Below are 21870 nucleotides of genomic sequence, written 5' to 3' on the forward strand. Positions count from 1 at the left end.
CTACTGCGCCTCCAGGTAACGATGGACCAGCGCGACGGCCATCGCGCCCTCACCGACCGCCGAGGCCACCCGTTTGATCGAGTTGGCCCGGACATCGCCGGCGGCGAAGATGCCGGGAACACTGCTCTCCAGATAGAACGGATCGCGGTCCCGATCCCATCCCCGCGGGCGTTCCCCGTTCGTGAGAAGGTCCGATCCGGTCCGGATGAAGCCCTTCTCGTCCCGGGCGACCGCGTCGCCCAGCCACTCGGTCCGCGGCTCCGCCCCGATGAAGACGAAGAGGTAACCGCACTCGACGGTGGCCTTCGTGCCGTCCTTGCTGTCACAGATGGTGATCGCCTGCAGGTGACCGTCGCCCTGCGCGCCGATCACCTCGCACCGGGTGCGCACCTCGATGTTCGCCACCTGGGCCAGTTGCTGGATCAGGTAGTACGACATCGACGACTCCAGCGAGTCGCCGCGGATCAGCAGCGTGACCTTCCGTGCGTATTTCGCGAAGAAGAGCGCGGCTTGGCCGGCCGAGTTCGCCCCGCCGACGATGTAGACGTCGCTGCCGGCGCAGGCCGGTCCCTCGGTCGACGCCGAGCCGTAGAAGACGCCCGACCCGGTCAGGCCGGAGACCCCCTCGGCCAGCAGCGGCCGGTACGAGACGCCGGTGGCGAGCAGGATCGCGTGCGCCGAGACCTCACCGCCGTCCGCGAACGTCAGGGTCCGCGCCGAGCCGTCCGCCCGCAGGCCGACGACCTCGCGGGTGTTCAGCGTCTCGGCGGCGAACTTGTCGGCCTGCCGGCGGGCCCGGTCGGTGAGCTGCGCGCCGGAGATGCCGTCCGGGAAGCCCAGATAGTTCTCGATGCGGGAACTCTGGCCGGCCTGGCCGCCCACCGCCTGCCGCTCGATCAGCAGCGTCTTCAGGCCCTCGGAGCCGCCGTAGACCGCGGCGCCGAGCCCGGCCGGTCCGCCGCCCACGATGATCAGGTCGTAGAAGTCGCGGCCCGGGTTGGTGGACAGGCCGGCGGCCTCGGCCACCTCCTGCACGCTGGGGCGCGGCAGCGTTCGCCCGTCCGCGGTGACCACCAGCGGGATCGACTCCGGCCCGGCGTCCGCCGCCTCCATCAGGCGGCGGCCCTCCGGATCGTCGGCGCCGAAGTATTTGTACGGCACCAGGTTGCGGGCGAGGAAATCGCGGATCTGGAACGACGGCTCGCTCCACCGGTGCCCGACCAGGCGGATGTCTGGCAGCTCCGGCTCGCCGCTGGCCTGCCACGCGTCGAGCAGCGCGTCCAGCACCGGGTAGAGCTTCTCCTCCGGCGGATCCCACGGCTTGAGCAGGTAGTGGTCGACGTCGACCAGGTTGATCGCCTGGATCGCGGCGTCGGTGTCCGCGTACGCCGTGAGCAGGGCCCGCCGCGCGTGCGGGAACAGGTCCATCGCCTGCTCCAGGAACTCGATGCCGTTCATCTGCGGCATCCGGTAGTCGGCGAGCATCACGGCGACCCGCCCGCCGCGCAGCTTCAGCTCCTTCAACACGTCCAGCGCCTCGGTGGCGGAGCCGGCCCGGATGATCCGGTAGTGGTCGCCGTAGTGGCGGCGCAGGTCACGTGCGATGGCCCGGGACACCGAGGGATCGTCGTCGACGGTGAGGATCGCGGGTTGGCCCATGTCTGGTTACCTCAGCTCACATCGTTGTACTCGGGGTGGCGTTCCAGATAGCCGGCGACGAACGGGCAGGTCGCGGTGACCGGAGTGGCCCGCGCCCGGGCGTCGGCCAGGGCCGCCGAGACCAGCCGGCCGGCCAGGCCACGACCGGAGAAGGCCTGGTCGACCTCGGTGTGCAGCAGCTCGATGCGGTCCCCGTGGCGGCGGTAGTGCAGCGCCCCGGCGACCTCGCCGCCGAGCACGATCTCGTAGCGGTCTCGCTCGAAGCTGTCCACCACGACCGCGTCACCGGCGTCGTAGTCGCCGGCCTGGGCGCTGCCCTCCACCCGCAGCTTGCGCCGGGCCCGCTCGTAGAACGACGTGCGGCCGAAACGGATCACCTGAGCGGCGGCCGGGATCGGCTCGATCTCGATGGAGGCGCCGGCTTCGGCGTACCCCTCGATGATCCCGTCCACCTCGATCGCCAGCCGGCCGCTGGTGGTCAGCACGTCCAGGCGGAGATGCTCGGAGGTGTCCAGCACCAGCGAGCGGTTGAACGAGGAGTGCGCGGCGGCGGCGCTGACGATCAGACCCTCCACGTTCGGCGAGACGATCGGGCCGCCGGCGGAGAAGCTGTACGCCGTGGAGCCGGTGGGGGTGGAGACGATCACGGCGTCCGCCGCGTAGTTGACGAAGCGCTTGCCCTCCACCTTGATCCCCACCGCGGCCAGCCCGTGACCGGGCACCCGGACCAGGGCGATGTCGTTGAAGGCGGTCACCGTCCGCCCGTCCGGCAGGGTGGTGCGCACGGCGGTGCGCGACTCGATCCGGTACGAATGTTCGTCGATGGCGGAGAGCGCGTCCTTCAAATCCGGCAGGTCGACCTCGGCGAGGAAGCCCAGGCGTCCCACGTTCACCCCGAGCACCGGTGTCTTGCGGCCCTCTACCAGCCGCAGCGCGCGCAGCATGGTGCCGTCGCCGCCCAGGCTGACCAGCAGGCCGGCCCGCTCCACCATGTCCTCGGCGGACACCGCCACCGCGCTGCAGTCGATCCGGGTGATCTCGTCGGGCAGGCCCAGCACCGTCACCCCGCGGGCTGCCGCCCAGTTCACGATCGCGTCGACGGCCGAACCGCAGTCCCGCCGCGGGTGCAGCACCAGGCCGACCACTTCGATCATGCCCATTCGCGTCCCCTTCGCTCCCGCTCGTGCGGTCCCGGCCTCATTTTGCCGGTGCCAGCCTCGCATGCCGCACGCGAGATCGGCGAGCTTCGGCGCCGTGGCGGGGAGCACGTGATTTTTCCCCGGGGCGGGGCGTCGTCGTACCCACTGTGGTGAATGTCGATCCGGATGCGGGGGACGGTCAGAGACGGGTGGCCAGGGCCAGGAAGCGGTCCGTGCCGTCCTCGTACGAGGTCGGCACCCACCCGGAGGCCGCCAGCAACGGAGTCAGCCGGGTCTCCCCGAGCGGCTCGTCCGGCCGCAGCGTGCGCCCGTGCCGGGCGGCCAGCGCCGCCCGGCCCACCGGGTGGAAGATCGCCAGGCGCCCGCCGGCCCTGGTCACCCGGGCCAGCTCGGCCAGACCGGCCACCGGATCCGGCAGGTGGTTCACCAGCCCGGCCGCGAAGATCACGTCGGCGGTGGCGTCCGCGACCGGCAGGCGGCGGGCGTCCGCGACGACCAGGGTGGCCGCGCTGTCCCGGCCGGCCCGGGCCGCCTCGGCCAGCATGCCCGGCGTGAAGTCCAGACCGATCACCCGGCCGGTCGGCCCGGCCGCGCCGGCCAGCGCCGGCAGCGCCCGCCCGGTGCCGCACCCCACGTCCAGCACGACGTCGCCGGGCCGGACCCCGGCCTGCTGGACGGCCTCGGCGTACGCCGGCAGGTCGTCGCCGAACTTGACGTCCCAGTTCGCCGCCCGGGCGGTGAAGAACGCCCGGCTCTCCGAGAGGTACCACCGGTCCGGGTCGGCCAGCGACGGGTGCACGTGCCGGATCACCGGCCAGTCCGGGTCCCGGTGGTCGATCACCACCTGGGCGCGCCGCTCCCCGTCCCCCGCGATGAACCGGTTCCGCGGACCGCCCCGCAGGTAGACCAGGATCTGGTCGGTGGCCGGCTCCAGCACGTTGAGCGCCGAGCCGGAGCCGCCTCCGCCCGGCCCGATCAGTCCCAGCACGGCGTCGATGTTCCAGGCCCGGGCCGAGGGCGGGAACGCCGCGGCGAGCCGTGCGGCGAAGTGGGCCGCCGCGCCCGGGTCGCCGCCGTCGACGATCACGGTGAGCGGCGCCCGCGGCGTCAGCACCTCGGCCAACAGGGCGGCGACTTCGCTAATCCGTTCCGGCACGCCCACCAGAATGCAGCCGGGCTGTGACCCGCGCAACGTTTCATTCACCCGAGCACGCCGGTGTGAGCTGCGGTGATCCGCGGCTACCGTTCCCGGCATGGAGTCACTGGAGCTGGCCGATTTCCGGGCCGCGGTCGCCCGCATGTACCTCGGCGCGGGCGATCTGTCGGATTTCCGCACCCGCCGGGACGAGCTGTTCGCCACCCATCCGCAGTCGCCGATCCCGCCCGGGGAACGTGCGACCTTCGACGGCCTGCGGTACTACCCGGCCGACGAGGCGGCGATCGTCGACGTGCCGCTGCGGCCGGCGGACGGGGAGCTGGCCATCGACACCGGCGGCCCGGACGGCGTCGTCCGGTACACCCGGGCCGGGATCCTGCGGACCCCGTTCGGCGAGCTCACGCTCTGGTGGATCGCCGCCTACGGCGGCGGCCTGTTCCTCCCGCTCCGCGACGGCACGTGCGGCGATCAGACGTACGGTGGTGGCCGCTACCTCACCGACACCGTCAAGGGCACGCACGGCCGCGGCGTCCAGTGGCTCGGCTCCGACCGGGTCCGGCTGGACTTCAACTATCTCTACAACCCCAGCTGCGCGTACGACCCCCGGTGGGCGTGCCCGCTGGCCCCACCGGAGAACCGCGTCACGACCCGCTTGGAGGTCGGCGAACTGACGTACCACTGACCTGGTCGCGGCCAGGGTCGCGCGGCACACACCCCGGGCACTCGGCACTGCCCCTGGATCCAGTCGCGATTGGTCGGACACCACCAGCCCCGGTGGGCTCACCGGGGCGGGCCGGCCGCGCGGTCGGACCAGGAGCGGCCGGTGGCCAGGTTGACGGCGCCGCCGTCGTGGACGGCGTCGCGGACGGCGCGGGCCAGCGGGGTGCCCCAGTGGGACCTCGGGCCGCCGTAGGGGGCCGGCTCGCCGGTGGCCGGGCACAGGACGGCGACGGCGTCCGTCGCCGTGCCGGTGGCGGTCAGGCCCAGGTCGCTCAGGGCCTGGGTCTTCGCCTCGGTGGCGGTGACCACCGCGTTGATCAACGCGCCGTCGGCCAGGCGCTGCGGGACCCAGACGACGATGTTGACGGTGCCCGGGTGGTGGCCGTGACCGGTGACGCCTGGCTCGGCGGCACGGATCGGGGCGCCCAGGCCGACGGTGGCGTAGACGTGCACGCCGTCCTCGACGGCGGCGACCACGTCGTGCACGTCGACGCCGGTGAGCAGGCCGATGCCGGGGCCGGTGAGGTTCAGTCCGGCGGCCAGAGCGGTCAGGTGGGCCTCCGGGTCGGGGCGGGCGTAGGACATCGGGACGCTGGCGTTGATCAGCCACCCGCGGAGGCCGGCGCCGCCGCCCAGGACCGCGCTGGAGGCGGCGAGCACCGGCTCCGGGAACCGCCAGAGCAGCAGCGGAACCTCGTGGCCGTCCTCCTTGCGATGCGTCAGGGACGGTTCGGCGAACATGCGGCACCAGCTCCCGGAAGTAACCACGACCGACGCGCGTTTTGCCCGTCGATGACGAGAGTGCCGAAGCCGGCCGGGTCCTGTCCGGCGATCACGCGGGTACGACGCGAGGCCGCGAAATAGAGCCCTTCGGCCTTAGGTGGTCGTGCCCCCGCGGGGCAACATTGAGGTATGAGCGAGGTCGAGCAGGCACTGGTGCGAGCGGCGGACGCGGCACGGCTCGCCCCTTCGATCCACAACACCCAGCCGTGGCGCTGGGTGGTCCGGGCCGACCGGCTGGAGCTGTTCGCGGTGGCCGAGCGCCAGCTGCGCGCCCAGGACCCGGACGCCCGGATGTTGCTGATCAGCTGCGGGGCGGCGCTGCACCACGCCCGGGTCGCGCTGGACGCCGAGGGCTGGGCGCACACGGTGGAGCGGGTCGGTTCGCTGGCGCCGGACGCGCCGCTCGCGGTGATCACGCCAGGGGAGCGGCGGACCGCCGAGGCGGAGGCGACGCGGCATCTGCAGATGTTGCAGGTGCGGCGCACCGACAGGCGCACGGTCCGCGACGAGGCGGTGCCCGAGGACGTGCTGGACCAGCTGGTCAAGGCGGCCGAACAGGCCGGGGCGCGGCTGCACGTGCTGGGCCGGGACCAGGTTCTCGAGCTGGCCGTCGCGGTGGAGCGGGCGCAGGCGGCCGAGGCCGCCGACGACCGGGCGCGGGCCGAGCTGGCCACCTGGGTGGGCGGCGAGCGGCCGGAGGGCACCGGCATCCCGTCGTCGGCGCTGCCCGCCGAGATGCCGCTGACCACTGTCGCGGAGCGCGACTTCCAGACCGCCGGGACGGTCGAGGCCGGCGCTGGGCACGACCGGAGCGCGACGTACGCCGTGCTGTACGGCACCGGGGACGCCGAGCCGGACTGGCTGCGCGGCGGGGAGTCGTTGAGCCGGCTGTGGCTGGCCGCCACCGAGCACGCGGTGACCGTGCTGCCGTTCAGCGGGCCGGTGGAGGTCCCGTTCACCCGGGACGCGCTGCGCCGGATGCTGGGCGGCGCCGGAGTTCCCTACCTGGCGCTGCGTCTCGGCCTGCAGGACCCGGCCCGGACCGCTCCCCCGCACACCCCCCGCCTCCCCGCCACCCAGGTGATCCGGGTCGAGGACTGACCCGGTCAACCCACCGCCACCCCGCTCCCACCGTTCCCAGCCGACCACCCCAACCGGCCCTACCGGAACCACAACGCAGTTCGCCCGTCGGTGACCAGGCCATCAGGCGCCAGCGTGGCCATCAGACGCCGCGAAGGCACCCAGGAAGCGGTCCCGGAACGTGTTCATCGGCCACACCGGCGCGTCCGCGGCCGGCTTGATGCCGCTGGTCCAGCCCCAGGACGAGATCCGGTCGAAGATCTTGGGGTCCTTGGCGACGATGGTGATCGGCACGTCGTGGCCGGCGTTCTGTCCGACCACCACCGAGGCCGGCTGGTGGTCGCCGAGGAAGACCATGACCAGGTTGTCGTCGCCGTACTTGGCGGCCCAGTCGACCAGGCTGTCGACCGAGTAGGCGATCGATCGGGCGTACTCGGTGCGGATCCTCTTGTCGTCCTTCCAGACGTCCTTGGCGGTGGGGGCGCTCCGCACCAGCGGGCCGTAGACGCTGCCGTCGCCGAGCTGGTCCCAGTCGAGCATGCCGGGGACCGGCGCCCACGGGGTGTGGCTGGAGGTGAGGGTGATCTCGGCGAGCAGCGGGCCGCGGCCCGGCTTGCCGTACTCGAACTTCTGGAACTGCGACAACGCGTACTGGTCGGGCATCGGTGACCAGCTGAGCTGCGGGCCGTGGTAGTTGAGCGCGGCCTTGTCGTAGACCTGGTCGTACCCGTAGAACTGGCCCTCCGGCCAGGCGTAGATGACGCCCGGCTCGATGCCCACCGTGCGGTGCCCGGCGTTCTTGAACGTCCGGGTCAGCGTGAGCCGGTCGGTCGCCATCAGGCTGCGGTAGCGGGACTCGTTGTCGACCCACATGCCGGACAGGAACGTGGAGTGCGCGAGCCAGCTGCCGCCGCCCGCGGTGGACGAGGTGAGGAATCCGCTGCGAGCGCCGAACCCGGCCGCGGCCAGCTTCTTGTCGCCGCCGGCGAGCGCGGTGAGCACGGCGCCGTTGAACTCGGGGTTCTCCACCGCGTCCCGGCCGTAGCTCTCCACGAAGGAGATCACCACGTCCTTGCCGCGCAGCGCGGTGAGCAGCTGGTCGCCCGGCTGGTCGCGGTACGCGTCGTTGAGCGCTTCCTGGGTGAACCTGCGCTTGTCCGCGAGGTCCTCGGGCAGCGCCAGCGCGGTGTCCCGGGCCAGGTCGGCCGCGGCGGTCGAGGCGACCGGGATGCCGCCGATCAGCTGGTAGCTCATCGCGAACAGGGCGATCCAGGTGATTCCGGCGACGCCCAGCGTGCCCGCGGCGAGCCGCCGGTGTCCCACAGCGACCGTGGTGAGCCGCAGCATGGCCCAGGCCATCCCGGCGATCAGCAGCACGGCGAGCAGGATCGCGCCGACCGCGACGCCGACCGCGGAGGCCTTGCCGGCCGAGTCGATCAGGAAGTTGAAGCCGTCGTCGAAGAGCGTCCAGTCCAGCGCCGGGTCGAACCGGCGGGCCAGCACCGCGAAGAAGCCGATGTCGATCAGCTTCACCACGGTGAGCGCGCCGAGCACCAGGCCCAGGCCGGCGGCCAGCCAGCGGCGCGCTCGCGGCGGCGCGACCAGCAGCACCACACCGGCGACCAGCGCCTCGACCGGGATCCGGACCAGCGCGGTGTACCAGTGGTTGCCCGGCGGGAGCCGGGTGATCTGGTCCGGCAGGACCAGCGCGAGGAAGACGAGGACTGCGGCGAAACCCGTGGTCACCTGACGGACGACCCGGCGGTACGGCTTGGCTGGTTGGCTCACGTTCCCTTGATACGCCGGTATGCCGTTCGCGGTTCGACGACAGGCCCATGACAAAAGTCAGTGGATGAGTGAGCGCTCGCTCATTACTGTGTCCGTCGTGGAGAACCGACGCAGACGTCAACCGGCCCTCGCGCCGGACGAGCGGCGGGCCGCATTGATCGCGGCGACCATCCCGCTGCTGCACGAACACGGTGTCGAGGTGAGCACCCGGCAGATCGCGAACGCCGCCGGGGTCGCCGAGGGCACCATCTTCGGCGTCTTCAGCAACAAGAACGAGCTGGTGGTCTGCTCGGTGGTCAAGGCGCTGGACCCGCAGCCCACGCTGGACGCGCTGGCCGCCATCGACCGCTCGGCGGACCTGCGGTCCCGGCTGATGCGGGCGGCCGACATCGTGCACACCCGGTTCACCGAGAACGCGGGCCTGATGCACTCGGCCCGGCGCCTGATCATCACGGGCGAGAGCAGCCCGGACGCCCGCGAGCGGATGAGCTCGACCCGCGGGCGGTTGCTGGCCGCCGTGACCGAGGTGCTCCAGCCGGACGCGGCCCGGCTGCGGGTGTCGCCGGCCAAGGCGGCCCGGCTGCTGCTGCTCTACTGCGGCGCCAACACGTTCGGCCCGTTCGGCGACGGCGAGGAGTTCAACGGCGCCGAGCTGGCGTCGCTGCTGCTGGACGGCATCCTGCACGACAAACCAGAAGATTCGGGGGAGCAAGCGACGTGCTGATGAGACTGCTTCGCGTGCACCTGCGGCCGTACTGGAACACGATCGGCCTGATCGTGTTCTTCCAGTTCCTGCAGACGCTCGCGACGCTCTACCTACCGACCCTGAACGCCGACATCATCGACAACGGCGTGATCAAGGGGGACACCGGTTACGTGATGCGGGTCGGCGGCGGGATGCTCGGCATCACCGTGCTGCAGATCGCGGCGCAGATCGTGGCTGTGTACTTCGGGGCGCGCACCGCGATGGCGGTCGGCCGCGACGTGCGTGAGTCGATCTTCAGCCGGGTGCAGACGTTCTCGGCGCGCGAGGTGGGCCAGTTCGGCGCGCCGTCGCTGATCACCCGGACCACCAACGACGTACAGCAGATCCAGATGCTGGTGCTGCTCACCTTCACGCTGATGGTCTCGGCGCCGATCATGTGCGTCGGCGGCATCGTGCTGGCGCTGCGCCAGGACGTGCCGCTCTCCTCGCTGCTGCTGGTGATCATCCCGATCCTGATCGGCGTGGTCGGCCTGATCATCAGCCGGATGCGGCCGCTCTTCCGCGGCCTGCAGGTCAAGCTGGACCGGGTCAACCAGGTGATGCGCGAGCAGATCACCGGCATCCGGGTGATCCGGGCGTTCGTCCGCGACGATCGCGAGCGGGCACGCTACGAGGTGGCGAACGACGACCTCACCCAGGTCTCGCTGAGGGCCGGCAAGATCATGGCGCTGATGTTCCCCACCGTGATGCTGATCGTGAACCTGTCCAGCGTGGCCGTGCTCTGGTTCGGCGGGCACCGGATCGACAGCGGCGCGATGCAGGTCGGCGCGCTCACCGCGTTCCTCAGCTATCTGATGCAGATCCTCATGTCGATCATGATGGCCACCTTCATGTTCATCATGATCCCGCGGGCCGAGGTGTGCGCCGAGCGGATCCAGGAGGTGACCTCCACCGCGACCTCGGTGACGCCGCCCGCGGCGCCGGTCACCGAGGTGACCCGGCACGGCGAGCTGGAGCTGCGCGAGGTCAGCTTCCGCTATCCGGGGGCCGAGGCCGCGGTGCTTTCCGAGGTACGTCTCATCGCCCGCCCCCGGGAGGTGACAGCGATCATCGGATCCACCGGCAGCGGCAAGACCACCCTGCTCAACCTGATCCCCCGGCTGTTCGACGCCACCGAGGGCAGCGTGCTGGTGGACGGTGTGGACGTCCGCGAGCTGGACCCGGCCCTGCTCTCCCGGCTGGTCGGCATCGTGCCGCAACGGCCGTACCTGTTCACCGGCACGGTCGCCACCAACCTGCGGTACGGCAATCCGGACGCCACCGACGAGCAGCTCTGGGAGGCCCTGGAGATCGCCCAGGCCAAGGGCTTCGTGGAGAAGATGGACGGCCGGCTGGACGCCCCGATCGCGCAGGGCGGCACCAACGTGTCGGGTGGGCAGCGGCAGCGGCTGGCGATCGCGCGGGCGCTGGTGCACCGGCCGGAGATCTACCTGTTCGACGACTCGTTCTCGGCGCTCGACTACGCGACGGACGCCGCGCTGCGGGCCGCGCTCACCGAGTACATCGCGGACGCCACAGTGGTGATCGTGGCGCAGCGGGTCAGCACCATCCGGGACGCCGACCGGATCGTGGTGCTCGACGACGGCCGCGTGGTGGGGACCGGCACGCACGAGGAACTCATGGACGGCAACCCCACGTACCGCGAAATTGTCTTGTCCCAGCTCACCGAACAGGAGGCCGCGGCGTGACCGACCGCACCGCAGCGAAGCAAGGGCCAGGCGAGCGCGCCCGGGGAGGCACAGCGTGACCGCGCCCAACCGCCCGCCCGCGCGGCCGGTGGGCGGCCCGCCGGCCGCCCGGATGATGATGGGAGCCGGCGGACCGCCGGAGAAGCTGCAGGATTTCAAGGGCTCCACCAAGCGCCTGCTCAAGATGCTCGCGCCGCAGCGCGCGCTGGTCGGCCTGGTGCTGCTCTTCGGTGTGGCCTCGGTCTTCCTGTCGGTGCTGGGCCCGCGGCTGCTCGGCCACGCCACCGACGTGATCTTCGACGGCGTGGTCGGCAGGATGCTGCCGGCCGGCGTCACCAAGGCGGAGGCCGTCGAGGGGCTGCGCCGGCAGGGCAACGGCAAGGTCGCCGACCTGCTCGCCGGGATGAACGACGTGATCCCCGGCCAGGGCATCGACTTCGACAAGCTGTTGCGGGTGCTGGCCTGGGTGGTCGTGGTCTACCTGTTCGCCTGGGTCTTCGGCGTGTTCCAGGGCCGGATCACCGCGCGGGTGGTGCAGACCGCCGTCTTCGACCTGCGCAACCAGGTCGAGGCGAAGCTGTCCCGGCTGCCGCTCTCCTATTTCGACAAGCAGGCGCGCGGTGAGGTGCTCAGCCGCGCCACCAACGACACCGACAACATCGCGCAGACCCTGCAGCAGACGTTCGCGCAGCTCATCACGGCGCTGCTGACGGTCGTCGGGGTGCTCGGGATGATGTTCTGGATCTCGCCGCTGCTGGCGCTGATCGCGCTGGTCACCATTCCGGTGTCGTTCTTCCTGACCACGTTCATCGGCAAGCGGGCCCAACCGCAGTTCGTCGCCCAGTGGAAGACCACCGGCCGGCTCAACGGGCACATCGAGGAGATGTTCACCGGGCACTCGCTGGTCAAGGTGTTCGGCCGGCAGCACGAGGCCGAGCAGACCTTCCGTGAGCACAACGACCAGCTGTTCGCCTCCAGTTTCCGCGCGCAGTTCATCTCCGGCATGATCCAGCCGGCCATGATGTTCATCAGCAACGTGAACTACGTGCTGGTCGCGGTGGTCGGCGCCCTGCGGGTGACGTCCGGCTCGCTGTCACTGGGCGAGGTGCAGGCGTTCATCCAGTACTCGCGCCAGTTCAGCCAGCCGCTGACCCAGGTGGCCAGCATGGCCAACCTGGTGCAGTCCGGGGTGGCCTCCGCCGAGCGGGTGTTCGCCCTGCTCGACGCGCCCGAGCAGACACCGGACCCGGCGCCGCTGGAGATGCCGCCGGTCCAGGGCCGGATCGCGTTCGAGAACGTGTCGTTCCGCTACACCCCGGACCAGCCGCTGATCGAGAACCTGTCGCTGGCCGTCGAACCGGGGCAGACCGTCGCGATCGTCGGGCCGACCGGGGCCGGTAAGACCACACTGGTCAACCTGCTGATGCGGTTCTACGACGTGACCGGCGGCCGGATCACCCTGGACGGGGTGGACATCGCGACCATGCCCCGCGAGCAGCTGCGGGAACAGATCGGGATGGTGCTGCAGGACACCTGGCTGTTCGGCGGGACGATCGCGGAGAACCTCGCGTACGGGGCGGACGACCACGACGAGGCGGCGATCGTCCGGGCCGCCGAGGCCGCACACGTCGACGGGTTCGTCCGGATGCTCCCGGAGGGCTACGAGACGACGCTCGACGAGGAGGGATCGAACGTCAGCGCCGGCCAGAAGCAGCTGATCACGATCGCCCGGGCGTTCCTGGCCGAGCCGAGCATCCTGATCCTGGACGAGGCGACCAGCTCGGTGGACACCCGCACCGAGGTGCTGATCCAGCGGGCGATGAACACGCTGCGGACCGGCCGGACCAGCTTCGTGATCGCACACCGGCTCTCCACCATCCGGGACGCCGACCTGATCCTGGTGATGGAGAACGGGTCGATCGTGGAACAGGGCACGCACGAGGAGCTGATCGCGGCGGAGGGGGCGTACGCGCGGCTGTACTCGGCGCAGTTCGCCCAGGCGGTGGCCGAGGTCGACTGACACCGGGGAACGGGGGCGGCCGCGTGGCCGCCCCCGTCGTCTCGGGTCAGATGACGCCTACTTGATGGTGATCGACTTGCTGGCGGAGTAGCCCGCGTTGATCCCCGTGCTGGTGTTGCCGGAGACCAGCGCCCGCACCGTCAGCTTGGTGCCCGACCGGAAGCTCCACGAGCCCTTGAACCCGGTGGAGGTGGTCTTGCCGGAGCCGACCTTCACCCAGCTGTTGCCGCTCTTGCGCTGGATGGTGACCGTCTGGCCGGAGGCCTTCGGGTTGCCGATGACCGTGACGGCCAGCTTGCCCTTGCTGGTGGACACGCTCAGCGACGGCGACTGGGTCAGCCTGACCGTCTTGACCGAGGTCGAGCCGGCCGAGGTCTTGACGTAGAACGCCCAGCCCGTGCTGATCGCCCGCGGCGAGAACTTGTAGGTGCCCGACGAGGTGGCGGTCGTGGTGGCCACCGCCTTCATGCCGGTCTTGGCGGTGGTGGGCAGCGCCGCGCCGTACAGCGTGACGGTGGTGCCCGCGGTGGCCTTGCCGGACGCGGTGACCGAGCCGGCGCCCCTCGACGGACCGGTCAGGGTCAGGGTCGGCGCGACCGGGACGGTGGTGTCGTCGGACTTGATGGTGACCGTGGAGTCGCCGTTGATCACCGAGGCGCCCAGCGGCTGCGGGGTGCCCAGGCGGACCGAGAAGAACTCGTCCGGCTCGACGTTCGGGTCGTTGATCAGCGGCACCTTGATGACGGCGTTCATGGTGCCCGGCGGGATCGACAGGGTGCCCTTGGCGAGCTTGTAGTCCTGGCCGACCTTGGCGGTGCCGTCCGCCGTGTAGTACGGAATCGTCACGGTCTGCACCGTCGACGTGGCGTCACCGGTGAAGGTCATGCTGACCGGCACGGTGGCGGTGCCATCCACCTCGTCGGCGGTGACCTCGGCCTGGATGGTCGCCGCCGGCGGCAGGTCCAGCGGGTCGTCGGCGATCTTCACGGTGGTCGCCGAGGTGGCGAAGCCGGTCAGGATCGAGGACGTCTCGTTGACGGTCATGTCCAGCGTCTCGGTAGGCTCGTCGATGGTGTCGTTGAGCACGCTGATGACCGGCGGGTTGGTGATGAAGAACGGCGAACCGGCCAGGTCACCGTATTCCCCGGGCCTGACGTGCAGAGTCCAGTTCGCCAGGTTGTCCGGCAGCTGGTAGTCGGCGCCCGCGGTCGCCGGGTTGGTGGCGCCACCGCCGACCGTGACCCCGAGGTCGTACGGGTACTGCGAGGTCCCGACGATGGTGCCGGTGATCGGGATGGACCCGCCCTCGGCGACGGTGCCCTGGGAGAACTGCATCTTCGGCATGGCGTCGTCGTTGCCGATGGTCACCCGCGACTGCGTCCGGGTGGTGGCCGGCGACGGCGTCAGGCCCGAGATCGGTGGCGTGAAGGTGACGGTGAAAGCCTCGTCGCGCTCGTAGATGTCGTCACCGTTGACCGGGACGTCGTAGTACCCGACCGTCTCGCCGGCCTTGACGGTCACGGTCGTGGCGGTGGGCGTGTCGTAGTCGTTGGAGCCGTACGTCGTGGTGTTGTCCTCGGCCCCGGCGTCGGCCACGGACGCGACGGTGAACGTGAGGTCTGCCGGAGCGGCCGCGCTCAGCCGGATCGGGACCCGGGCCAGCGTCGTGCCGGTGTTGCCCTCCTGGACCTTGATGTCCTCGGTGGTCCAGGTCGGCGCCGCGTCGTCGTCCGTGATGGTGAACCTCTGCTCACCCAGGAAAGCCTCGTCCACCACGCCGCTCGGGCTGGTGACCACGAGGTTGAAGTCCTCGTTCGGCTCCGCCGTCCGGTCGCCGTTGATGGTGATCGGGATCTTCACCTCGGTCGCGTCCTTGGGGAGCGTGACCGAGCCGCCCGTGGCGGTGAAGTCCTCGCCGTTCTTCGCCGTGCCGTCGGCGAAGGTGTAGTTCAGCACCGCCGCCTGCGGGGCCGGCGTGTCGAACTTGACGAAGATGTTCCGCTCCACCGGGCCGTTGCTGCCCTCGATGAAGGCCCGGTCGGTGTTGTTCGTCGGCCCCGAGGTGACGCCGTAGTAGACCGTCTTCATCTGACCGACATCGGTGACGATGCCCGTCGCGGTCGTCTTGGCGCCCAGCTTCGACGTCGCGCCGCTGACCGGCTCGGCGATGGTGACCTTGACGCCTTCCGGGCCCTCGAACGCGTTCGGGCCGGTCGGGTTCGTCGTGGTGGTCAACGACAGGTTGCTGGTGGAGGCGTACTTAGGGATGGTCGTGTGCGCCTGCGCGGTGGTCAGAATGACGTCGGTGTCGGTGCCGTCGTCGGTGGGGTCCACCTTGGCCGCGCCGGCGGTACCGCCGACGGTGTCACCGGCCGCCGTGACGTCGAGCGGCACGCCCTTCTCGGACGGGTTGGTGAGGTTCAGCGGGAAGACCAGACGGTTGCCCTCGACCACCGAGGTGGCGTCGGCGATGGTGGCGACCGGGAGGGCGTCGTCGTCCTTGATGCCGATCCGTACCGCGCTCTGCGCGCTGACGACGGCGCCGCCGAGCGTGGCCCGGTCCGGGTCCTGCTCGACGTTGAAGTACTGCGTGTCGTTCTCGTCGGAGGTGTCGTCCCAGAGGGTCACCGTCGTCGAGCCGCTGGTCTGGTTCGCCGGGATGGTGATGACCGCGTCGGCGGGCAGCGCCGTGTAGTCCCGGTTCGCGTTACCCGAGGGTGTGGCCCACGCGGTGGTGAAGTTCGGTGTGTCCGGGCCGGGGGTGTTGTCCAGGTCCAGGACCGCGTTCGCCGTCCGGACCGGGATGACCACGTCGTGGTCCTGCGGGTTGGTGGAGGTGGCGGTGATGGTGACCGTCGGCTGGTTGCCACCGACGGCTGTCTCCGGCACCGCCGCCGACGGTCCGGCGAGCGTGATTTCGTTGTTCGGGTCCGGCTCCCAGATCGTTCCGGTTCCGGTCGAGGTGTTGCTGCCGGCCGTGGCGGTCAGCTGGAACGTCTCGTCGGACTCCGCCGAAGCGTCAGCGGTCGTGTCGACGGTCACCGTGATGCTGTTGGTGCCGCCGGCGGCCGTACCGGGGAAGGTGTACGAGGCGACGCTGGGCGTACCGGTGAAGTCGGTGCCCTTGGTCGCCGTCAGGTTGCTGTTCTCGGCGCTGCCGGCGGTGTCGAAGGTGACGGCGCCCGACGACGTGGTGCCGGTGTAGGTCACCGTGAAGCTCGCCGTTCCTCCCTCCCAGACACCGGCGGGGCTGATGGTGAGGTTCGGGATGGCGGCGGCGGAGGCCGGTGACGCAACGAACGTCGCCGGGACCAGGGCCGCGGCCGACACCGCGACGGACGCCAGAACCTGCCGGATTCGCGTGGATCCCCATAGAGCGATCGGCACCCGCTCTCGCGGCGCCGCTTGGATGGGTCGATGACGCATTCTTTCCTGTCTCCTTAGGCGGCTGGGCAACCTCCAGCGCCAGAGGCCGATGAGGTCGCCTGTTCGGGTACCGCACCTTGGGCGGTCGGGGCACCGGGAATACCGGCCCTCAGCAGCGCGAACACGCAGACGAACAGCCACGTGAGGCGGAGCTATCCGTAATCTAACCGGCATAACGGGCTCTATTCGGCGGAACGCCTTTTTCCGGCGGAGAAACGTTCACGAACGCGAAGCGTCCACATTCATCCATCGACGACGATCACGTACTTCATGTCGGACGTCCGCTGTGGTCCCGGCCGCCGCTCCCGCCCGGACTCTCCGGATTCCGCGAGCCCGTCGCGCCGCGTTCCCCCGCCGCGCTCCCGGCCCAGTTGCTCCCTGGGGACGACTCCGGCAACCCCGGAGACCTCTCACGACCGGCCCACACCCGCCGGCTGAGTGTCGGAGGTGCCCGCGCCGCTCCGGGAGACCTCTCGCTCTTCACGGCTGCGGCCCAGGGGTGTCTTGGGGGATCGAGGACGCTCCTATGACGCGTCAAGGGGTTGAGGGCGCGTTGTTCCGAGGAATCGGACCCGGCGAGCGAGCTCGCGTAACACGCTCAGGCTGGTGAACACCTCGACGTCGTCGGCGGTGGCGGGGCGCAGGCGGGTGGCAGTGCTGAGCACGATGCGGGTGCTCTGCCCGCGGAAGCGGGCACGTAGCTGCTCCGGTGCGGTGATGACCATGGCATGCGGCTGTTGCTGAGCGTCAGCGCTGGCTTCGACGGCGGCGCGGCGGGCGGTCCGCAGCAGTTGCAGGGCGGCGCGTTGCCGACCGGTTTTGGGTTGGTCCGCGACAGGGCGTCACGGGCGGCCCAGATTCTCCCGCGGGGTGCGGACCGCGAACGCCAGGAGCTCGTCGCGCAGCTCCGGGCCGGCGGCCTGGATCAGCGTGATGATGCCGGTGAAACCCGGTGCCCCGACCGCGCCCCGGGGTCAACCGCCCGGTGAAACCGCGCCGGCCGTCACTCCCAGCGGAACTTCCGGGCCGCCACGGCCGGCCAGACCACCGCCCACGTCGCCAGCGCCAGCCAGATCGACAGTGGAATGCTCGCGCCGTCCGTCAGCGTGTCCCGCAGCGCCTGAGCGTGTGCTGCCAGTGGCAGCAGGAACCAGCCCACCGGGCCCAGATCCGGCGCCGCGAACATGATCCCGCCGACCGACAGCATCAGCACGTAGATCAGCGTCGCCGCACCTGTCGTCGTCTCCGGCTTCAGCACGCTGGCCAGCAGCAGCGCGAGCCCGCTGTACCCGGCGGCGGCCAGCACGGTCACCCCGGCGGCCGGCAGGATGTCACCGAACTGCGGGCGCCAGCCGACCAGCACACCGACCAGCCCGAGGAACAGCACCTGCAGCACGATCTGGACCAGCACCGCCGCGGTCTTGGCGAGCAGCAGCCCCGGCCGGGTCAGCGGAGAGGCGCCGAGGCGTTTGAGAACGCCGTAACTGCGCTCATAGCCCGTGGTGATCGCCTGCCCGGTGAAGGCTGTGGACATCACGGTCAGCGCGAGCACGCCCGGGACCACGAAACCGAGCCGGTCGCCGGTGGGAAGGTTTGTGGCATGCGTCAGGCCGGCGCCGAGAAGGACCAGCAGCGGAACGCCCATGGCCAGCACCACGGCCTCGCCGCGCCGCGCCGTGAGCAGCAGCTCCATCCGGATCTGCGTGCCGATGATGGTGCGCATCGGCGCCCGGCCGGGCGCCGGCGCGAAGGTTCCGGCGGTCACTGCACAACTCCTACCGTGCTGGTCGGGCGGGGATCTGGCCCACGGACGGCGCGGGGCCGCGGCGTGGCCCGGGTGGTGATGCTCATTGCGCCGCTCCGACCGGATTCTGACTGGTCAGCGAGAGGTAGACGTCCTCCAGCGTGCGCCGGCGACTGCTGACCGCGGTGACGTGGGCGTCCGCCGCGGCGAACCAGGCCAGGACGTCCGCCAGCGCCCGGGTGTCCAGCGCGCCGGTGATCGCATACTCCCCCGGGGAGGTCTCGGCGACCTCGTGGCGGGTCTTCAGGGCGGCCAGGTCGAGGCCCGGGTTGGCGCGGACCTCCAGCAGGTCGATACCGGCCGCCGCGGTCAGCTCGGCCGGCGTGCCGGTGGCCGCCACCTCACCGGAGCGCATGATCACCACGTCGTCGGCGAGCCGCTCGGCCTCGTCGAGCAGGTGGGTGGTGAGCAGGACGGAGACGCCGTCGGCGCGGAGCTCCTCGATCAACTGCCAGGTGGTGTGCCGCGCCTCGGTGTCCATGCCGGCGGTCGGCTCGTCCAGGAACACCAGCTCGGGCCGCCCGACCAGGGCCACCGCGAGGCTCAGTCGCTGCTGCTCACCACCGGACAGCCGGCGGAACCGGGTCTTCTCCACCTTGCGGAGCCCGAGGCGGTCGAGCAGCATGTCCGGATCGAGCGGAGTCGCCGCGAAGGAGGCGAACAGCCGCAGGATCTCGCCCGCGGCGGCCCACGGGTAGACACCACCGGACTGCAGCATGATGCCCAGGCGCGGCATCAGCGCGTCGTGCTCGGCGATCGGATCCATGCCGAGGATGCGGACCGTGCCGGCGTCCGGCTCACGGAACCCCTCACAGACCTGGAGCAGGCTGGTCTTGCCGGCGCCGTTGTGCCCCAGCAGCGCCAGCACCCGCCCGCGCGGGGCGTGGAGCGAGACGCCCCTGACGGCCGTCGTGTCGCCGTAGCGCACCACGACGTCTCGTACCTCAACCGCGGCCACGTCGCCACCCACCATGAGCTCCGCCCATCCGATCCGCCTCCGGCCACGATACGGCGGCCGGGCGGGCGCCCCGCCCGGGGCGGCCCGTGGATGGTCTCCCTCACTGCCGTGCGGCCCTCGCCAGCGCCCGTTCACTCCCGCCACCTCCTCGATGCCCGGCACCCGCGCTCCCCTCCCGGCGGCCCCGCCGCCCCCTGCCCACGACCCCCTCACCCGTACTTTGGGCCGGTTCCCCGGGTCGGGCACGGGCCGGACCGGAGGGCGGGTTTGGATAGGGTTCGCGGCATGAGTGAGCGGAGCCGCGTCGTCGAGATCTACACCGACGGGGCCTGCGTGCCGAATCCCGGTCCCGGCGGCTGGGGCGCGGTGCTGCGCTGGGGCACGGCGGAGAAGGACCTGTGCGGCGGCGAGGCCACCTCGACCACCAACAACCGGATGGAGCTGATGGCCCCGATCCGCGCCCTGGAGACGCTCAACCGGGCCCCGCTGGTCGTCGACATCTACACCGACAGCGTCTACGTCCGCGACGGCATCACCAAGTGGCTGCCCCGCTGGCGCGCCAACGGCTGGCAGACCAGCTCCCGCCAGCCGGTCAAGAATGTCGATCTCTGGCAGCGCCTGGACACCGCGGTCCGCCGGCACGAGGTCCGCTGGCACTGGGTGAAGGGCCACGCGGGCCACCCGGAGAACGAGCGCGCCGACCGCCTGGCCGCCCGCGGCCTGCAGGAGGCGGTGGCCGCCGCCCGCCTCTGAGCTCAGGAGAGCGTGACGAGCGCCCGCACGAAGGCCTCCCGGTCCGCCGGGGCCAGACCTTCCAGAAGGGCCTCCTCCGCGGTACGGATCTCGTCCCGCACCACCCGGTGCACCTCACGACCGGAATCGGTCAGCGCGAGCAGCCGCACCCGCCGGTCGGCGGGATCCGGTTCCCGCTCGATGAGCCCGCGTTCCTGCAGGTCGTCGAGGACCGGGATGAGCCGCGTCTTGTCCGCCCCGATGCGCGCGGCGAGCGCCGCCTGGGTTCGCACCGACCCGCCGGCCAGCCCGTTCAGCACCACATAGGCCCACATCGAGACCCCGTGCCGGGCCAGGATCGGCTGCTCCATCGCGAGCAGCCGCCGCCCGAGCCGGGCCACCATCGCGCCGAGATCGTCCCTCGCCATCCGCGCAGCTTTTCACGCCCCGCGGCCTTGACGAACCGTAAGCGGAGTTAGATCGTATGCATATGCTTACTATTACGGGAGACCTGCGACCTCTGCACGCCGCCGCCGTCCGCGACACCGTCGGCCTGGTCGTCCGGGCCACCCCGGCCGACCTGGCCCGCCCGACCCCCTGCGCCGAGTGGGATCTGTCCGCCCTGATCGCGCACATGACCGTCCAACATCGCGGCTTCGCGGCGGCCGCCCGCGGCCACGGCGCCGACCTCGGCGTCTGGACGCCCACCCGGCCCGGCGCCGACTTCGCCGACAGGTATGCCGAAGCCGCCGAGGACGTACTCCAGGCCTTCTCCGCCGTTGATCTTCTGGAGCGCCCGTTCCGGCTGCCCGAGCTGAGCCCGGACCACAGCTTCCCGGGCCGCCTGGCCGTCGCGTTCCACCTCGTCGACTACGTGGTCCACGGCTGGGACGTGGCGACGAGCCTGGGCCTGCCGTTCAGCCCGCCCGCGGAGATCCTCGCCGCCACCCTGCCGATCGCCAGGTCCGTCCCCACCGGCCCGGACCGCCTGCGCCCCGGCGCCGCCTTCGGCCCGGCGATGCCGGTGCCGCCCGGCGCCGGCCCGCTCACCGAGATCCTGCTACTGCTGGGCCGCCGGGATGAGGGTTCCGGCGCTGAGCTTCTCTCCGAAGACGATTGAGGGGTACGGCCGTACGCCGTCACCGCCCGCGCGGACGCGGCACCGGCGGGCGGCCCGGATCCGACGGCCGCTCCTGCTGGGACGGGATCCTGGCCCGCGCCGTCCGGTCCGCGGCCAGCTTGTAGGTGGCCGCCCGCACCAGCTCGTCCGGCAGCGTGTGCCGCCCCACGTTCTCCGGGTGCTCCGGTGGCGCCGCGGCGGCGTGCCGCGGCGCGGGCACCGGGGACCACGCGCTCCCCGGCGCCCCGCTCGGATCCGGCAGCGACGAGTAGCGCACCCCGCCCTCCGCCGCCGGCTCCGGCAGGCCCGGCACGACGTGCGGGGTCGGCGCCGGAAAGCCGAAGGAGGACGGCCCGGCGGCGCGTTCCGGCCCGCGGCGGCCGGACGTCGGGCCCGCCGCGACCGGACCTTCCGTTCGCGAGGACGTCCTCCCCGTCGGCGCGGGGGTCGCGGAGGCCACCGGCGCGGGGTCCCCCGCCACCGCGGCCGAAGCCCGGACCGCCCCGCGACGCCGCGGACCCGCCACCCGGGCCGCCAGACTGAACACACTGCGGGCGGCGTGATCGTATCCGTCCCGATACGCCTCTTCCCGTTCCTCCCCGCTCTGCCGCCGCTCGTGCAGCCGGCCCATCGCGTATCCGACGCAGCCCACGAACGCGCTGAGCAGGAGAAGCAGGATGACGGAGTTCCCCGGTACGCTCATGCCGGAGATTGTGCCGAGCGTGATTGACAGCGAGCTATTCTCCTTTTGACGGACCACGATGGAATTAGCTCGAAGGCTCGACCACGGCCGGCCACTCGGCGGCCCGAGCGCACCGCGTCGCACGAGTTCGTCCGGGAGCACTCGGGACAAACGCCGCGCCCGCCCGGTGGAATCAGCAGATCTTCCGCGATTTCCCGGTCCTCCGCGTGGCCGCGCCACTCCCGGTTTCCGCTTGGTCAGCACCGAAGTCGCGGTGGCCCGCCGGCGAACCGGCCCCGGCCCCGGCCCTGCCGGAGCAGGCTGTAGG

The 21870-nt window shown here is 71.4% G+C and carries 19 protein-coding genes; 8 read left to right on the top strand and 11 right to left on the bottom strand.

Annotation, left to right across the window (positions count from 1 at the left end; translation table 11 throughout):
• From Asi03nite_RS25180 to Asi03nite_RS25190, 3 genes are all read right to left on the bottom strand, one after another.
• On the bottom strand, positions 1 to 1659 hold the full coding sequence (locus tag Asi03nite_RS25180; RefSeq protein ID WP_203682932.1) for an NAD(P)/FAD-dependent oxidoreductase: 1659 nt from the start codon (positions 1657 to 1659) through the stop codon (positions 1 to 3).
• An 11-nt stretch (positions 1660 to 1670) separates the two neighbouring features.
• Positions 1671 to 2819 carry an NAD(+)/NADH kinase gene (locus Asi03nite_RS25185; protein WP_203682933.1) on the bottom strand — a complete coding sequence of 383 codons (1149 nt, stop codon included), beginning with the start codon at positions 2817 to 2819 and terminating at the stop codon, positions 1671 to 1673.
• A 178-nt stretch (positions 2820 to 2997) separates the two neighbouring features.
• Entirely contained in the window at positions 2998 to 3975 is a 978-nt protein-coding gene (locus tag Asi03nite_RS25190) for a class I SAM-dependent methyltransferase (protein ID WP_203682934.1), read from the bottom strand.
• Between the two features lie 97 nt (positions 3976 to 4072).
• On the opposite strand from Asi03nite_RS25190, the gene Asi03nite_RS25195 reads away from it, so the two are divergent.
• Positions 4073 to 4657, top strand: coding sequence for a DUF1684 domain-containing protein (locus Asi03nite_RS25195; protein WP_203682935.1), 585 nt, complete (start codon positions 4073 to 4075; stop codon positions 4655 to 4657).
• 98 nt (positions 4658 to 4755) lie between these two features.
• Here the strand turns inward: Asi03nite_RS25195 and Asi03nite_RS25200 are convergent, their stop codons facing one another.
• On the bottom strand, positions 4756 to 5436 hold the full coding sequence (locus Asi03nite_RS25200) for an adenosylcobinamide amidohydrolase (protein ID WP_203682936.1): 681 nt from the start codon (positions 5434 to 5436) through the stop codon (positions 4756 to 4758).
• 171 nt (positions 5437 to 5607) lie between these two features.
• On the opposite strand from Asi03nite_RS25200, the gene Asi03nite_RS25205 reads away from it, so the two are divergent.
• Positions 5608 to 6579 carry an Acg family FMN-binding oxidoreductase gene (locus Asi03nite_RS25205; protein WP_203682937.1) on the top strand — a complete coding sequence of 324 codons (972 nt, stop codon included), beginning with the start codon at positions 5608 to 5610 and terminating at the stop codon, positions 6577 to 6579.
• A gap of 102 nt (positions 6580 to 6681) precedes the next feature.
• Here the strand turns inward: Asi03nite_RS25205 and Asi03nite_RS25210 are convergent, their stop codons facing one another.
• Positions 6682 to 8346, bottom strand: a complete 1665-nt coding sequence (locus Asi03nite_RS25210; RefSeq protein ID WP_203682938.1) for an alkaline phosphatase family protein — start codon at positions 8344 to 8346, stop codon at positions 6682 to 6684.
• A 97-nt stretch (positions 8347 to 8443) separates the two neighbouring features.
• On the opposite strand from Asi03nite_RS25210, the gene Asi03nite_RS25215 reads away from it, so the two are divergent.
• The 3 genes from Asi03nite_RS25215 to Asi03nite_RS25225 all read left to right on the top strand — a co-directional run bounded on the left by Asi03nite_RS25215 (position 8444) and on the right by Asi03nite_RS25225 (position 12820).
• Positions 8444 to 9070, top strand: a complete 627-nt coding sequence (locus Asi03nite_RS25215; RefSeq protein ID WP_203682939.1) for a TetR/AcrR family transcriptional regulator — start codon at positions 8444 to 8446, stop codon at positions 9068 to 9070.
• Positions 9064 to 10800, top strand: a complete 1737-nt coding sequence (locus Asi03nite_RS25220) for an ABC transporter ATP-binding protein (protein WP_203682940.1) — start codon at positions 9064 to 9066, stop codon at positions 10798 to 10800. Before Asi03nite_RS25215 ends, Asi03nite_RS25220 begins: the two co-directional genes overlap by 7 nt.
• Positions 10801 to 10912: 112 nt before the next feature.
• On the top strand, positions 10913 to 12820 hold the full coding sequence (locus Asi03nite_RS25225) for an ABC transporter ATP-binding protein (RefSeq protein WP_203682995.1): 1908 nt from the start codon (positions 10913 to 10915) through the stop codon (positions 12818 to 12820).
• Between the two features lie 57 nt (positions 12821 to 12877).
• Here the strand turns inward: Asi03nite_RS25225 and Asi03nite_RS25230 are convergent, their stop codons facing one another.
• Positions 12878 to 16150: a Calx-beta domain-containing protein gene (locus Asi03nite_RS25230; protein WP_203682941.1), complete on the bottom strand. Its 3273-nt coding sequence runs from the start codon at positions 16148 to 16150 to the stop codon at positions 12878 to 12880.
• 620 nt (positions 16151 to 16770) lie between these two features.
• The gene (locus Asi03nite_RS25235; RefSeq protein WP_203682942.1) at positions 16771 to 16971 is read right to left on the bottom strand and encodes a hypothetical protein; all 201 of its coding nucleotides are present in this window, start codon (positions 16969 to 16971) and stop codon (positions 16771 to 16773) included.
• Between the two features lie 3 nt (positions 16972 to 16974).
• Here Asi03nite_RS25235 and Asi03nite_RS25240 point away from each other — a divergent pair, with 3 nt between their 5' ends.
• Positions 16975 to 17235 (top strand): hypothetical protein, encoded by a 261-nt coding sequence (locus Asi03nite_RS25240; protein ID WP_203682943.1) that lies wholly within the window; start codon positions 16975 to 16977, stop codon positions 17233 to 17235.
• 14 nt (positions 17236 to 17249) lie between these two features.
• On the opposite strand, the gene Asi03nite_RS25245 is transcribed toward Asi03nite_RS25240, so the two are convergent.
• Together Asi03nite_RS25245 and Asi03nite_RS25250 are read right to left on the bottom strand one after the other, a co-directional pair.
• Positions 17250 to 18011: an ABC transporter permease gene (locus Asi03nite_RS25245; protein ID WP_239102908.1), complete on the bottom strand. Its 762-nt coding sequence runs from the start codon at positions 18009 to 18011 to the stop codon at positions 17250 to 17252.
• Between the two features lie 82 nt (positions 18012 to 18093).
• Positions 18094 to 19008: an ABC transporter ATP-binding protein gene (locus Asi03nite_RS25250; RefSeq protein ID WP_239102909.1), complete on the bottom strand. Its 915-nt coding sequence runs from the start codon at positions 19006 to 19008 to the stop codon at positions 18094 to 18096.
• A 285-nt stretch (positions 19009 to 19293) separates the two neighbouring features.
• Here Asi03nite_RS25250 and rnhA point away from each other — a divergent pair, with 285 nt between their 5' ends.
• The gene (gene rnhA, locus Asi03nite_RS25255; protein WP_203682945.1) at positions 19294 to 19761 is read left to right on the top strand and encodes a ribonuclease HI; all 468 of its coding nucleotides are present in this window, start codon (positions 19294 to 19296) and stop codon (positions 19759 to 19761) included.
• Between the two features lie 2 nt (positions 19762 to 19763).
• Here rnhA and Asi03nite_RS25260 read toward each other — a convergent pair whose 3' ends face one another.
• Positions 19764 to 20168, bottom strand: a complete 405-nt coding sequence (locus Asi03nite_RS25260) for a MarR family winged helix-turn-helix transcriptional regulator (protein WP_203682946.1) — start codon at positions 20166 to 20168, stop codon at positions 19764 to 19766.
• Positions 20169 to 20230: 62 nt separating this feature from the next.
• On the opposite strand from Asi03nite_RS25260, the gene Asi03nite_RS25265 reads away from it, so the two are divergent.
• A complete protein-coding gene (locus Asi03nite_RS25265; RefSeq protein ID WP_239102910.1) occupies positions 20231 to 20860 on the top strand; it encodes a TIGR03086 family metal-binding protein in 630 nt (209 codons plus the stop codon).
• A 19-nt stretch (positions 20861 to 20879) separates the two neighbouring features.
• Here the strand turns inward: Asi03nite_RS25265 and Asi03nite_RS25270 are convergent, their stop codons facing one another.
• Positions 20880 to 21563 carry a hypothetical protein gene (locus Asi03nite_RS25270; protein WP_203682948.1) on the bottom strand — a complete coding sequence of 228 codons (684 nt, stop codon included), beginning with the start codon at positions 21561 to 21563 and terminating at the stop codon, positions 20880 to 20882.
• Between the last annotated feature and the right edge of the window lie 307 nt (positions 21564 to 21870).

It is taken from the genome of Actinoplanes siamensis (assembly GCF_016862395.1).
GTDB classification, from domain to species: Bacteria; Actinomycetota; Actinomycetes; order Mycobacteriales; family Micromonosporaceae; genus Actinoplanes; species Actinoplanes siamensis.

What these genes read in the sequence shown, in the direction of transcription:
- Asi03nite_RS25225 (WP_203682995.1), top strand. Translation starts at nt 10,913, where the DNA reads ATGATGATGGGAGCCGGCGGACCGCCGGAGAAGCTGCAGGATTTCAAG.
- Asi03nite_RS25260 (WP_203682946.1), bottom strand. Translation starts at nt 20,168, where the DNA reads ATGGCGAGGGACGATCTCGGCGCGATGGTGGCCCGGCTCGGGCGGCGG.
- Asi03nite_RS25240 (WP_203682943.1), top strand. Translation starts at nt 16,975, where the DNA reads ATGCGGCTGTTGCTGAGCGTCAGCGCTGGCTTCGACGGCGGCGCGGCG.
- Asi03nite_RS25200 (WP_203682936.1), bottom strand. Translation starts at nt 5,436, where the DNA reads ATGTTCGCCGAACCGTCCCTGACGCATCGCAAGGAGGACGGCCACGAG.
- Asi03nite_RS25195 (WP_203682935.1), top strand. Translation starts at nt 4,073, where the DNA reads ATGGAGTCACTGGAGCTGGCCGATTTCCGGGCCGCGGTCGCCCGCATG.
- Asi03nite_RS25180 (WP_203682932.1), bottom strand. Translation starts at nt 1,659, where the DNA reads ATGGGCCAACCCGCGATCCTCACCGTCGACGACGATCCCTCGGTGTCC.
- Asi03nite_RS25265 (WP_239102910.1), top strand. Translation starts at nt 20,231, where the DNA reads ATGCTTACTATTACGGGAGACCTGCGACCTCTGCACGCCGCCGCCGTC.
- Asi03nite_RS25270 (WP_203682948.1), bottom strand. Translation starts at nt 21,563, where the DNA reads ATGAGCGTACCGGGGAACTCCGTCATCCTGCTTCTCCTGCTCAGCGCG.
- Asi03nite_RS25185 (WP_203682933.1), bottom strand. Translation starts at nt 2,819, where the DNA reads ATGGGCATGATCGAAGTGGTCGGCCTGGTGCTGCACCCGCGGCGGGAC.
- Asi03nite_RS25205 (WP_203682937.1), top strand. Translation starts at nt 5,608, where the DNA reads ATGAGCGAGGTCGAGCAGGCACTGGTGCGAGCGGCGGACGCGGCACGG.
- rnhA (WP_203682945.1), top strand. Translation starts at nt 19,294, where the DNA reads ATGAGTGAGCGGAGCCGCGTCGTCGAGATCTACACCGACGGGGCCTGC.
- Asi03nite_RS25235 (WP_203682942.1), bottom strand. Translation starts at nt 16,971, where the DNA reads ATGGTCATCACCGCACCGGAGCAGCTACGTGCCCGCTTCCGCGGGCAG.